We start from the raw sequence: 12146 nt of genomic DNA, 5'->3' as shown, positions 1-12146 counted from the left end.
GGCACCGCGTCGTATACGCACGGCGACGCGTCAGAACCGGCAGATCCGCCACACATCGTCGATGCGGACGACCTGCCACGTCTCGGTTTGCGTCTCCCCGTCGAGGCCGGTCCGGACGTCGACGGTGGCCCGATCGCCGTCCACGGCAATGTTCTGCGTGGCCTGCAGCTCCACCCGTCCCTCGACGTCCGCGAGCGGCGCTTCTTCGGCGGGCAGATCGCTGCAGCGCAGCCGGTCGAGGATCGGTCCGTCGTTCTCGTTGTGCGCGGAGACGTAGTCGGTGACGGCACGACGGACCATCTCGTCCTCGGTGAGGTCGTCGCCCGCCGGGGAGAAGAGCTGTGCACCGAAGACGACGAGGACGAGAACCACCAGGACGGCGAGGGCTCCGAGGAAAGGCCCTATGCTGCTACTGGTGGGACCGTCGGGATCCGGGCCGGGATCGGGTTCGGGTTCGGGGGCTCCGCGCTTGGCCATGCGCCCGATCCTAATGGGCGCGAGGTCGCGGCTCGTCACGGCCGCATTTGCCCTAAAAACCCTCTCGAGGTAGGAATTGTGGCATGGCCACCACGCAGCTCGTTCGACGCCTCGCCGTCGACCTGTGTCGTATGGGTGCCCACATGTGTTGTCGCTGAAGCGATTCGCTCGACGGCTCGATTCATCCTCCTTCGCCGTCATCCCCGCGCGACCTGCGCCGAGCCCACTGAGGGCAGCCTTAATTTAAGCTGGATATGTCCGTCCGCACACCGAAGAGGTAGTTGATCCCCTGATGACCGATCAGACTCGTCCCCTTCGCGTCGCGATCGTCGGTGCCGGCCCTGCCGGTATCTACGCCGCCGACGCACTCATGAAGTCCGACACTGCGCAGGATCCCGGGGTCAGCATCGACCTGTTCGAGCGCATGCCGGCGCCGTTCGGTCTGATCCGCTACGGTGTCGCGCCCGACCATCCGCGCATCAAGGGCATCATCACCGCCCTGCACAAGGTGCTCGACAAGCCGCAGATCCGCCTGCTCGGCAATCTCGACTACGGCAGCGACTTCACCCTCGACGACCTGCAGCGTTTCTACGATGCGGTGATCTTCTCGACCGGCGCGAACGCGGACCGCGCGCTGAACATCCCCGGCATCGACCTCGACGGCAGCTACGGCGCCGCCGACTTCGTGTCCTGGTACGACGGGCACCCCGACGTGCCGCGCACCTGGCCGCTCGAGGCGGAGAAGGTCGCCGTCCTCGGTGTCGGCAACGTCGCGCTCGACGTCGCCCGCGTGCTCGCCAAGACCGGCGACGAGCTGCTGCCGACGGAGATCCCGCCGAATGTCTACGAGGGCCTGAAGAACAACAAGGCCGTCGAGGTGCACGTCTTCGGGCGCCGCGGTCCGGCGCAGGCCAAGTTCACCCCGCTCGAGCTGCGCGAACTCGACCACTCCCCGACCATCGAGGTCATCGTCGACCCGGAGGACATCGACTACGACGAGGGCTCCGAGCAGGCGCGGCGTAACTCCAAGCAGGTCGACATGGTCGCCAACACCCTGCAGGACTGGGCGATCCGCGATGTGGGCAACCGCCCGCACAAGCTGTTCCTGCACTTCTTCGAGTCTCCGCACGAGATCCTCGGTGAGGACGGCAAGGTCGTCGGTCTGCGCACCGAGCGCACCGAGCTCGACGGCACCGGCAACGTGCGCGGCACCGGCAAGTTCCGTGACTGGGAGGTCCAGGCGGTCTACCGCGCGGTCGGTTACCTGTCGCAGAACATCGCGAAGCTGCCCTTCGACGAGCAGGCCGGCACCGTGCCGAACGAGGCCGGGCGGGTGCTCGCCGACGAGAGCGCCGAGGGCGAGGGCCGGTTCATGCCGCACACCTACGTCACCGGCTGGATCAAGCGCGGCCCCGTGGGCCTGATCGGTCACACCAAGGGCGATGCGAACGAGACCGTCGCGAACCTGCTCGAGGACCGGGCCGCCGGTCGTCTGAACACCCCCGAGGATCCGTCCGAGGACGCGATCGTGAAGTTCCTCGAGGACAAGCAGCTGCCGTACACCACCTGGCAGGGCTGGTACCGCCTCGATGCGCACGAGCGCAGCCTCGGTGAGGCCGAGGGCCGCGAGCGCGTGAAGGTCGTCGAGCGCGAGGACATGTTCCGCGCGAGCGAGCCGCACAAGGCGTGACAGCAGCCTGAACTGCACGAACGACGAGGGACCCATCCGCACGGATGGGTCCCTCTCGCTTTCCGGGTGCGCTCAGGTGAACAGGACGGCGCCCAGCCACACCGAGGCCGCGACGAGTCCGCCGAACAGTTCGACGAGGATCGACAACGCCACGGCCTTGGTCGCCGCGACCGTCGAGACCCACGCATCACGGTGGGTGCGGTGCCGTTGCACCTCCGACAGGTACATGCCGAGCAAGAAGCCCAGGAACAGACCGACGACGGGGATCACGAAGAACCCGACGATGCCGAGCAGACCGGCAAGGATCAGCGACCGGTTCGGCACCCCGGCCTGCTGAAGCCGCTTGCCGGGCCAGGTGTACTTCACGATGCCGGTGACCAGCAGCGCCACCGTCGCCACGCCCAGCACGACCCACGCGGTGGTGCCTCCCGTGAGGAACGCCCACACGGCGATCGCACCGAAGATCAGCAGGACACCGGGCAGGATCGGCAGCACGATCCCGAGCAGGCCGACGAGGATCGCCAGCCCGACGAGCAGTTCGCCGCCGGCACTCACGGCGCCACCGGGCGGGCCGAGCGGGCGGAAGACAGCGGAGTACCGGGACGCGGTGGCAGCATGGTGGGACTATATGTGCCACCGGTCCACGCCCCCGGGAGGACGCGATGAGCAGTACCAGGCCTCACAGCAGCCCGAAGAGTGCATCGGACGCCGCTTCCGCCGCGGTGCGCGGCGACGTCCGGTACTTCACGACGCCCGGTGTCGATCCCGCCGAGACGGTGGAGTGGCAGCGACGCGACGCGCGGATCGTCCACCACGGCACCGGACGTGTCGTCTTCGAGCAGACGGACGTGGAGTTTCCTGCCTTCTGGTCGCAGAACGCCACCGACATCGTCACGCAGAAGTACTTCCGCGGGCAGCTCGGGCATCCCGATCGTGAGCACTCGCTGCGCGACGTGATCGCCCGCATCGTCGACACGATCACGGCGTGGGGGCACACCGACGGCCATCTCGACGATCCGGAGGCGTTCGCCGCCGAGTTGACTTATCTGCTGATCCACCAGCGGGCCTCGTTCAACAGTCCCGTCTGGTTCAACATCGGGGTGCCGAACACTCCGCAGCAGGCCAGCGCGTGTTTCATCCTGTCGGTCGACGACAGCATCGACTCGATCCTCGAGTGGTACCGGCAGGAAGCGGTGATCTTCAAGGGCGGTTCGGGTGCCGGGGTGAACCTCTCCCGGATCCGCTCGTCGGCCGAACCGCTGACCGGCGGCGGAAGCGCGTCGGGGCCGGTCAGCTTCATGCGCGGCGCCGACGCCTCGGCCGGGACCATCAAGTCCGGCGGCAAGACCCGGCGGGCCGCGAAGATGGTGATCCTCGACGTCGACCATCCCGACATCGAGGAGTTCGTCGACTGCAAGGCCATCGAGGAACGCAAGGCGCGGGTGCTCGCCGAGGCCGGTTTCGACATGGGGCTCGACGGCACCGACATCCATTCGGTGCAGTACCAGAACGCGAACAACTCGGTGCGCGTGACCGACGAGTTCATGCACGCGGTGGTGGCCGACGCCGAGTGGCCGCTGCGCACCGTGACGACCGGCGAGACGATTCGGACGGTGCGCGCGCGAGAGTTGTTGCAGCGCATCGCCGCAGCCACGTGGGAGTGCGCCGACCCGGGTATCCAGTACGACACGACGATCAACGCCTGGCACACCGCCTCGGCGACCGGCCGGATCAACGCGTCGAATCCCTGCTCGGAGTACATGCATCTCGACGATTCGGCGTGCAACCTCGCGAGCCTGAACCTGCTCACCTTCCTGCGCGAGGACGGCACCTTCGACGTCGACGGTTTCCGTCACGCCGTGGCGGTGATGCTCACCGCGCAGGAGATCCTCGTCGGCCGCGCCGACTACCCCACCGAGCGGATCGGTGAGACGTCGCGGCGGTTCCGGCAGCTCGGGCTCGGTTACGCCAATCTCGGTGCGCTGCTCATGGCTTCGGGTCTGCCCTACGACAGCGAGGCCGGGCGCGCGACGGCTGCGGCGATCACCGCCCTGATGACCGGGCACGCCTACGCCGTGTCGGCGGACATGGCACGGCGCCTCGGCCCCTTCGAAGGGTTCGACGAGAACCGCGCGCCGATGCTCGACGTGTTGGGCAAGCACCGTGGTGCGCTCGACGACATCGACTCCGACCTCGCGCCGGCCGACGTGCTCGATGCGGCGCGACAGGCATGGGATCGCGCAGTGGCCGACGGCACCGCCCACGGTGTGCGCAACAGCCAGGTCAGTGTGCTCGCACCGACCGGCACGATCGGGCTCGCGATGGACTGCGACACCACCGGGATCGAACCGGATCTGGCGTTGGTGAAGACCAAGAAGCTCGTCGGCGGCGGTAGCCTCACGATCGTCAATCGCAGTGTGCCGCGTGCACTGTCGCGTCTGGGTTACGGCCCGTCGGAGGTCGCCGACATCGTGGCGCACCTCGATCTGCACCACGACCTCGCCGGTGCGCCGCACGTGCGCGACGAACACGCGCCGGTGTTCGCGACCTCGATGGGCGACAACGTCATCTCGCCGCGTGGCCACGTCGCGATGATGGCGGCAGTGCAGCCCTTCCTGTCGGGTGCGATCTCCAAGACGGTGAACCTGCCCGAGTCCGCGACCGTCGACGACATCGCCGACATGTACGTCGACGCGTGGCGCCTGGGAGTGAAGGCGCTCGCGATCTACCGTGACAACTGCAAACTGGGACAACCGTTGTCGACGTCGTCGCGTCCTGCCGTCGCAGACGCGGCGACCCCCTCCGCGGCGCCTCGTCGTGAGCGACTCCCGCGCACCCGCAACTCGCGGACGTTCGAGTTCCGGGTGGCCGACTGCAAGGGCTTCTTCACGATCGGCGAGTACGACGACGGGCGTCCCGGCGAGATGTTCCTGCGCGTGTCCAAGCAGGGCTCGACATTGGCCGGCATCATGGATGCCTTCTCGATGTCGGTCAGTTACGGTCTGCAGTACGGGGTTCCGCTGCGCACCTTCGTCCGGGCCTTCACGAGTACGCGTTTCGAACCGGCCGGGATCACCGACGATCCGGATCTGCGGATCGCCACGTCGATCCTCGACTACATCTTCCGGCGACTGGCGGTCGACTATCTCGAGCCCGACGAGCGAGCGGAGCTGGGCATCCTCACCGTCGCCGAACGTTCGGTGCCCGACACCCCGACGCTCACGCCGTACACGAGCACGCCGCCGGTGCGTGAGCCCGATCCGCCGGCGCCCGCGCCTCACAACACGAGCAGTGCGAGCACGTCCTCCCCGGGTGGTCTCGCCGCTCCGTCGTCGTCGAATCCGGACGCGCCGTACTGCATGCAGTGCGGAGTGAAGATGCAGCGGGCCGGGTCGTGCCACGCGTGTCCGTCCTGTGGGAACACCAGCGGCTGCAGCTGAGGTGATGCGTCCATACTGGCGCGATGGTCCTGGGAGTCGACACCGAACTGACACTGACGGCCGCGGGGGCGGTCTTCCTCCTCGCGCTCGGTCTCGGCGTGTGGAAGTACCGGCAGATGGCGACATCCGACGACCACCTCGCGCACCCGTACGTCGACATCGCCCACCGGTCGGCGCTGATGTACTCCTTCGCGACGCTGCTGGTCGCGGTGTTCGTCGAGCTCAGCGCATGGCCCACCGCGGTGAACCTCACCGCGGCCGCGGTGATCGTGGTGTTCTTCGTCGGCGCGATCGCGAGCTATGCCGTGCACGGCGCGCTGCGCGACACCACGAATCAGTTCGCGCATCCTGTGCGTGGGACGGGCCTGGCGATGGCCGCGCTGATCGTCGGTGAGATGGGTGGCTTCGCGGTGCTGTTCGCCGGCTTCCTGTGGGGTGCCTTCGCGAGCTGAGGCCGCGTCAGGTGCGGTGTTCGAGCAACGACAGGACGTTGCCGTGCGGGTCGCGGAACCACGCGACCCGCATGCCGTCGGGCGCGGTCCACGCATCGTGGTCGTCCTGGTCCATGCCGTTGTAGCGGATGAACTCCACGCCGTGCTCGCGCAGTCGTTCGACGGTGCCGTCCAGATCGGATACCCGCCAGCCCAGCACGGTGTAGCCGGTCTCCTCGCGCGACTGCACGAGGGTCACCCGGACCGGTGCTCCGTCGCCTCCGTCGAGGACGAGCGCGAACGGGTCGCGGGAGAGCTTCCGGAAGCGCAGGGTGTCGACGTAGAACATCTCCGAGACGTCGAGGTCGGTGCTCGGGATGAAGCTCACGAGTTGGCCGGTGATCGTCATACATCCACTGTGCGCCGGAGCGCCCGAGCGCGACAGTGGATTCGGCGGATTCACGCCCCCACCTCCGCGATCCGGCGACTAGGCTCTCGATCATGAGCACCTCGGAGATCGCCACGGTCCTGGCCTGGCACGACGCCGTGAACAGCAACGACATCGACACGCTCGTGCAGTTGTCGAGCGACGACATCGTGCTGCCCACCCCCGACGACGATCCCGACCAAGGACTCGACGAGCTGCGCGAGTGGGCGACGACGGCGGGCGTCACATTGCAGCCGGGCCGCCTGTTCGTCCACCGGGGCATCGTGGTGGTCGAGGAGACGGCGACCTGGGCGTCCGATCCGGGTCCTCGCGAGGAGGCGATCGCCTTCCGGGTGGTCGACGACCAGGTGGTCACCGTCGTGCGGCACACCGATCTCGCGGAGGCCTTCGAGGCGACCGGGCTGAGCGAGGCGGACCTGTACGAGGAGTGATCCGCTCCGCGTGACCGGAACCATATTCTGAACGCTCGCTAAGGTACTCTCCGTTGCGACAGTCCCTACGTATCGGAGTGAGGTTCGTCGAGTGTCCGCTGAAGCTGTTGAGAAGAAGGGTCCGCTCGCGGGTGTCCGCGTCGTCGAGTTCAAGGGTCTCGGTCCCGGCCCGCACGCCGCGACCCTGCTCGCCGATCTCGGCGCCGATGTCGTCATCGTGCAGCGCCCCGGCGAGATCCCGCAGGAGGGACAGCGCGATCCGATTCAGCGCAACCGTCGCATCGTCGAGGCAAACCTCAAGGATCCCGCCGACATCGAGAAGGTCCTGACCCTGCTCGAGCGCGCCGACGTCCTCATCGAGGGCTTCCGTCCCGGCGTCACCGAACGGCTCGGCCTCGGACCGGACGTGGTCCTCGAGCGCAACCCGCGCATCGTCTACGGCCGCATGACCGGTTGGGGCCAGGAGGGCCCGCTCGCCAACGCCGCCGGTCACGACATCAACTACATCTCCCTCACCGGCGTCCTGCACGCCATCGGCCGCCAGGGCGAGCGTCCGGTGCCGCCGCTGAACATGGTCGGCGACTTCGGTGGCGGTTCGATGTTCCTCGTGTTCGGCATCCTCTCCGCCCTCGTCGAGCGTCAGACCTCCGGCAAGGGCCAGGTCGTGGACGCGGCGATGGTCGACGGCGCCCTCGCGCTGTCGCACATGATGTGGGCGTTCCGCGGTCGCGGCGCGTGGTCGGACGAGCGCGGCGTCAACATGCTCGACACCGGCGCACCGTTCTACGAGGTCTACGAGACCAAGGACGGCAAGTACATGGCCGTCGGTTCCATCGAGCCGCAGTTCTACGCGCTGCTGCTGCAGGGACTCGAGCTCGATCCGGCCGACCTGCCGCACCAGCTCGACACCTCCCGCTGGGCGGAGATGAAGAAGATCTTCACCGACAAGTTCCTGTCGAAGACCCGCGACGAGTGGACCGAGATCTTCCTCGGCACCGACGCCTGCGTCTCCCCGGTCCTCACCTGGGCCGAGGCGGAGAAGAACGAGCATCTCGTCGCACGCGGGTCGCTGATCGAGATCGACGGGGTCGTGCAGCACGCACCGGCGCCGCGCTTCTCCCGCACCCCCGCCGGCGAGCCGGTCGGTCCGGCGGCCGAGGCCACCGACATCGACACCCTCTGGGTCTGATCGTCCCGTTCGGGCCCGGGATCGTAACGGTGTTCTACCGATACGGTTCCGGGCCCGTCCCATCCGCGGGAAAGGCACCGATCGCGCCGGGATCGGTGTGCTATCAACACCGTCATGAGTGATGGGGTGGGAGCCGCGATCCATCGATCGACGGCCACGGCACGAGCACGAGTACGCACCGCGGTCCCGGGCCACGTCCCGGAGGTGCTCGGCGTCCGCAGCAAGGACGGCACCCGCATCCACACCGAGGCCTACGGGCCCGCCGACGCCCCGACGATCGTCCTCGCGCACGGCATCCTGTGCGAACTCGGCTTCTGGCGCAACCAGATTCGCGATCTGAGCGACGACTACCGGGTGGTCGCCTTCGATCACCGCGGTCACGGACGCAGCCAGGCCGCCCCCGCCCGGGCGTACACGATGGACCATCTCGCCGACGATCTCCACGCCGTGCTGGGCACGGCCGCACCCGACGGCCGACCCGTCGTGGTCGCCGGGCACTCCATGGGCGGCATCGCCGTGATGGCCTGGGCCGAGCGGTATCCGCGCGACATCGACGCACGGGTCTCGGCCGTCGGTCTGGTCAACACCACACCGGGCGAGATCTTCGACAACGTACAGTTCCTACGCGGACCGCAGAGTCTGACGAAGGTGCGACGCCGTGTCGCGCAGACCGTCGTTCCGCTGGCACGGATGCCGCTCCCCCAGCGGATGCCCTTGCGCAGGCACCTGCTCTCCCGCGTCGCCGTCGGGACGGGAGCGGCCGCGACGATCACCGCCGACGTCGACCGCATGCTCGGCCGCACCTCGGCACGCGGTCGCGGTGGCTACGGCCGGCTGCTGGTGAACATGATCGACACCGTCGATCCCTCCGCGATCACCGCACCCACGCTGGTGATCGCGGGCAGCCACGACCGGATCTCACCGCCGGGCCGGTCCGAGTGGATCGCCGAGCGCCTGCCGAACCTGCTCGAACTGCGCACCTTCGACAGCGGGCACTGCGGTCCTCTGGAACGACCCCGCGAGGTGTCGGCGGCGCTGCGCGAGCTGATCGAGATGCCCTGAGAGGCAGGGTCAGACTACGAGCCGCGCCTCGTCGGGCGTGCGCCCGGAGGCGACCTGATCGTAGGCGGCGGCCATCGCCTCGACGGCGTCGGCGAGGACCTTGACGTCCTGTGTGTACGGCAGGCGCACGAAGTGCTCGAACGCGCCCTGCACACCGAAACGCGGGCCGGCGGAGAGCAGCACACCGTGGGACGGCGCGGCCGCGGCCAGCGAGGTGGACACCGGCTCGGGCATGCGCGCCCACAGCGACATCCCGCCCTGACCCGGCGTGTACTCCCACTCGGGCAACCGCCGGTCCAGGGCGTCGCACAGCGCACCACGTCGTTCCCTCAACGCGGCGCGCCGCCGTTCGAGCAGTTCGTCGACGTCCGAGAGCAGATGCGCCGCCGCGAGCTGTTCCATGACGGGCGTGCCCAGGTCGACCGCGGTCCGTGCCCCGGCCAGCCGGACGATCGTGTCGCGGTCGGCGCGGATCCATCCCACCCGCAGGCCACCCCACAGCGACTTCGCCGTCGAGCCCACCGTCACCACCGACGCACCGGCGGGCACGGCTGCGACGGGAGGCGGCGGCGGTGCGTCGAGCCACAGATCGACCATCGACTCGTCGACGACGAGCGTCGTCCGCGTGTCGCGCATGATGCGGGCCAGTTCGATGCGGCCGTCCTCGTCGAGGCACAGGCCCGTGGGGTTGTGGAAGTCGGGGACGAGAAAGGCGGTGCGGGCTGCGGTCTGCCGGACGGCACTGGCGACACCGTCGAGATCCCAGCCGCCGTGCGGGCCGTTCTCCGGACGCACCGGAACCGGCACCGGGCGCGCGCCGTACCGGCGGATCGCTTCGAGCGCATTGGGATAGGTGGGGTGGTCGACGACCACCCGGTCGCCGGGATCGTCGAGCACACCGAGCAGCAGGCGCATCGCATGCTGCGCCCCGGAGGTCACCATGATCTGGTCCGGCGAGGTGGGCAGTCCACGCTCGCGGTAGCGACGGGCGATGACCTCGCGCAGCACCGACACCCCGATCGGTTCCATGCCGTGCGAGTCGAGATAGGTCGACATCGACCGCAGCGCCGCCGCATACGCCGCCTCGATCTCCGCGGCCGGCGCGGGCAGTGAGGCGTTGCTCAGTTCGATCGCCGGGCCGATCGGCATCCGGGAGCCGGTGTTCTCGGAGCCCCGGCGAGCGGGCACGGCGACCGTGCTGCGGGCGCCCTGGCGGCTGCGCAGATAACCCTCTTCCCGCAGCGCTGCATAGGCGGACGCGACGGTGGTGCGGCTCACCGACAGCGCGGCGGCGAGTTCCCGCTCGCTGGGCAGGGCGACACCGAGCGGGACGCGACCGTCGTGCACGAGCAGACGGATGCTGTCCGCGAGCGCCCGGTAGGCAGATCTGGAACCACCCGAGTCCTGCCAGTTGCCGAGATCGCGGACGAGCGAGGCCGCCCCTATCGCGCGTGTGATCACCGGTCCAGTATCACGCAACCGGCCCGGGCCCCGATCGGGCCGGTGGGATCAGCGGATGACGTCGCGGCGGACGATCGTCTCGTCGCGGCCCGGTCCGACACCGATGCAGGAGATGTAGGCGCCGGAGAGCTCCTCGAGACGCAGCACGTAGTTCTGCGCGTTCTTCGGCAGTTCCTCGAAGGTGCGGGCGTGGGTGATGTCCTCCCACCAGCCCGGCATCTCCTCGTAGATCGGCTTGGCGTGGTGCACGTCGGTCTGCGTCATCGGCATCTCGTCGATACGCACACCGTCGACCTCGTAGCCGACGCAGATCGGCACGGTGTCGAGACCCGACAGCACGTCGAGCTTGGTGAGGAAGTAGTCGGTGATGCCGTTGACGCGGGTCGCGTAGCGGGCGATGACGGCGTCGAACCATCCCGTGCGGCGGGCGCGACCTGTGGTGACACCGACCTCGCCACCCTGCTTTGCCAGGTAGGCGCCGTGGTCGTCGAACAGCTCGGTCGGGAACGGGCCGGAGCCGACGCGGGTGGTGTAGGCCTTGAGGATGCCCAGCACCGTCGAGATCTTCGCCGGGCCGATACCCGAACCGACAGCGGCGCCGCCGGCGGTGGGGTTGGACGACGTCACGTACGGATAGGTGCCGTGGTCGACGTCGAGCAGCGTGCCCTGCGATCCCTCGAGGAGGATCGTGTCGCCGCGCTCGAGCGCCTTGTTCAGTTCGAGGCGCGTGTCGGTGATGCGGTGCTTGAAACCCTCGGCCTGGGTGAGGACCTCGTCGACCACCTGCTGCGGGTCGAGCGCCTTGCGGTTGTAGATCTTGACGAGCACCTGGTTCTTGAATTCCAGTGCGGCCTCGACCTTCTGGGTGAGGATCTTCTCGTCGAGCACATCGGCGACCCGCACGCCCACACGGGCGATCTTGTCCTGGTAGCAGGGGCCGATACCGCGTCCGGTGGTGCCGATCTTCTTCTTGCCGAGGAAGCGTTCGGTGACCTTGTCGATGGCCACGTGGTACGGCATGATCAGGTGCGCATCGGCCGAGAGCAGCAGACGGGACGTGTCGACGTCGCGCTTCTCGAGGCCTTCGAGCTCGGTGAGCAGCACACCCGGATCCACCACGACACCGTTGCCGATGACGTTGTTGACGCCGGGCGTCAGGATGCCCGACGGGATCAGGTGCAGGGCGAACTTGTCGCCGTTGGGCAGCACGACCGTGTGACCGGCGTTGTTGCCGCCCTGGTAGCGCACGACCCACTGCAGACGTCCGCCGAGTAGATCGGTAGCTTTGCCCTTGCCCTCGTCGCCCCACTGGGCTCCGATCAGGACGATTGCCGGCATGTCGCGCTCTCCTCAGGCAGGTGTCTACGTGCGGGCGGTCTCGCCTGCAGGGTCCTGCCCAACCGGGCAGCAGCCGGGACCACAGTGTAGTCCACCCTCCGACGAGCGCGAATGACGGGACTGCAGAAGCGCCGGAGCTGCGCCGCGCGGTGGCGGGTCGCCACCGCGCGGCGCAGCTC

General features: G+C 68.5%; 11 protein-coding genes. 6 read left to right on the top strand and 5 right to left on the bottom strand.

What is annotated here, in order from left to right:
• Positions 1–30: 30 nt before the first annotated feature.
• Positions 31–477: a membrane protein gene (locus tag B9C99_RS22250; RefSeq protein ID WP_006552930.1), complete on the bottom strand. Its 447-nt coding sequence runs from the start codon at positions 475–477 to the stop codon at positions 31–33.
• A gap of 292 nt (positions 478–769) precedes the next feature.
• Here B9C99_RS22250 and B9C99_RS22245 point away from each other — a divergent pair, with 292 nt between their 5' ends.
• Positions 770–2167, top strand: a complete 1398-nt coding sequence (locus B9C99_RS22245) for an FAD-dependent oxidoreductase (RefSeq protein ID WP_088899379.1) — start codon at positions 770–772, stop codon at positions 2165–2167.
• Between the two features lie 72 nt (positions 2168–2239).
• Here the strand turns inward: B9C99_RS22245 and B9C99_RS22240 are convergent, their stop codons facing one another.
• Positions 2240–2722, bottom strand: a complete 483-nt coding sequence (locus B9C99_RS22240) for a DUF456 domain-containing protein (RefSeq protein WP_088899378.1) — start codon at positions 2720–2722, stop codon at positions 2240–2242.
• 107 nt (positions 2723–2829) lie between these two features.
• On the opposite strand from B9C99_RS22240, the gene B9C99_RS22235 reads away from it, so the two are divergent.
• A complete protein-coding gene (locus tag B9C99_RS22235; protein ID WP_253250162.1) occupies positions 2830–5607 on the top strand; it encodes a vitamin B12-dependent ribonucleotide reductase in 2778 nt (925 codons plus the stop codon).
• A gap of 23 nt (positions 5608–5630) precedes the next feature.
• Positions 5631–6059 carry a hypothetical protein gene (locus B9C99_RS22230; RefSeq protein ID WP_088899376.1) on the top strand — a complete coding sequence of 143 codons (429 nt, stop codon included), beginning with the start codon at positions 5631–5633 and terminating at the stop codon, positions 6057–6059.
• Positions 6060–6066: 7 nt separating this feature from the next.
• Here the strand turns inward: B9C99_RS22230 and B9C99_RS22225 are convergent, their stop codons facing one another.
• A complete protein-coding gene (locus tag B9C99_RS22225; RefSeq protein ID WP_088899375.1) occupies positions 6067–6447 on the bottom strand; it encodes a VOC family protein in 381 nt (126 codons plus the stop codon).
• A gap of 92 nt (positions 6448–6539) precedes the next feature.
• Between B9C99_RS22225 and B9C99_RS22220 the strand changes: the two genes are divergently transcribed.
• From B9C99_RS22220 to B9C99_RS22210, 3 genes are all read left to right on the top strand, one after another.
• Positions 6540–6917, top strand: a complete 378-nt coding sequence (locus B9C99_RS22220) for a nuclear transport factor 2 family protein (protein WP_016691542.1) — start codon at positions 6540–6542, stop codon at positions 6915–6917.
• A gap of 91 nt (positions 6918–7008) precedes the next feature.
• Positions 7009–8106, top strand: a complete 1098-nt coding sequence (locus B9C99_RS22215) for a CaiB/BaiF CoA-transferase family protein (protein ID WP_088899374.1) — start codon at positions 7009–7011, stop codon at positions 8104–8106.
• 114 nt (positions 8107–8220) lie between these two features.
• On the top strand, positions 8221–9168 hold the full coding sequence (locus B9C99_RS22210) for an alpha/beta hydrolase (RefSeq protein ID WP_088899373.1): 948 nt from the start codon (positions 8221–8223) through the stop codon (positions 9166–9168).
• Between the two features lie 9 nt (positions 9169–9177).
• Here B9C99_RS22210 and B9C99_RS22205 read toward each other — a convergent pair whose 3' ends face one another.
• Together B9C99_RS22205 and B9C99_RS22200 are read right to left on the bottom strand one after the other, a co-directional pair.
• Complete coding sequence (locus B9C99_RS22205) at positions 9178–10629, bottom strand: PLP-dependent aminotransferase family protein (RefSeq protein WP_088899372.1); 1452 nt, start codon at positions 10627–10629, stop codon at positions 9178–9180.
• A 48-nt stretch (positions 10630–10677) separates the two neighbouring features.
• Positions 10678–11967: an adenylosuccinate synthase gene (locus B9C99_RS22200; RefSeq protein ID WP_006552940.1), complete on the bottom strand. Its 1290-nt coding sequence runs from the start codon at positions 11965–11967 to the stop codon at positions 10678–10680.
• Between the last annotated feature and the right edge of the window lie 179 nt (positions 11968–12146).

The sequence above is a fragment of the Rhodococcus sp. BUPNP1 genome, from assembly GCF_002215235.1.
Taxonomy (GTDB): domain Bacteria; phylum Actinomycetota; class Actinomycetes; order Mycobacteriales; family Mycobacteriaceae; genus Rhodococcus.
The sequence above is the reverse complement of the archived record's forward strand: the minus strand, read 5'-3'. Positions and strand labels throughout refer to the sequence as shown.

Excerpts from the sequence above, each read along its gene's own strand:
- B9C99_RS22250 (WP_006552930.1), bottom strand. The coding sequence starts at position 477 with ATGGCCAAGCGCGGAGCCCCCGAACCCGAACCCGATCCCGGCCCGGAT.
- B9C99_RS22245 (WP_088899379.1), top strand. The coding sequence starts at position 770 with ATGACCGATCAGACTCGTCCCCTTCGCGTCGCGATCGTCGGTGCCGGC.
- B9C99_RS22235 (WP_253250162.1), top strand. The coding sequence starts at position 2,830 with ATGAGCAGTACCAGGCCTCACAGCAGCCCGAAGAGTGCATCGGACGCC.
- B9C99_RS22230 (WP_088899376.1), top strand. The coding sequence starts at position 5,631 with ATGGTCCTGGGAGTCGACACCGAACTGACACTGACGGCCGCGGGGGCG.
- B9C99_RS22225 (WP_088899375.1), bottom strand. The coding sequence starts at position 6,447 with ATGACGATCACCGGCCAACTCGTGAGCTTCATCCCGAGCACCGACCTC.
- B9C99_RS22220 (WP_016691542.1), top strand. The coding sequence starts at position 6,540 with ATGAGCACCTCGGAGATCGCCACGGTCCTGGCCTGGCACGACGCCGTG.
- B9C99_RS22210 (WP_088899373.1), top strand. The coding sequence starts at position 8,221 with ATGAGTGATGGGGTGGGAGCCGCGATCCATCGATCGACGGCCACGGCA.
- B9C99_RS22200 (WP_006552940.1), bottom strand. The coding sequence starts at position 11,967 with ATGCCGGCAATCGTCCTGATCGGAGCCCAGTGGGGCGACGAGGGCAAG.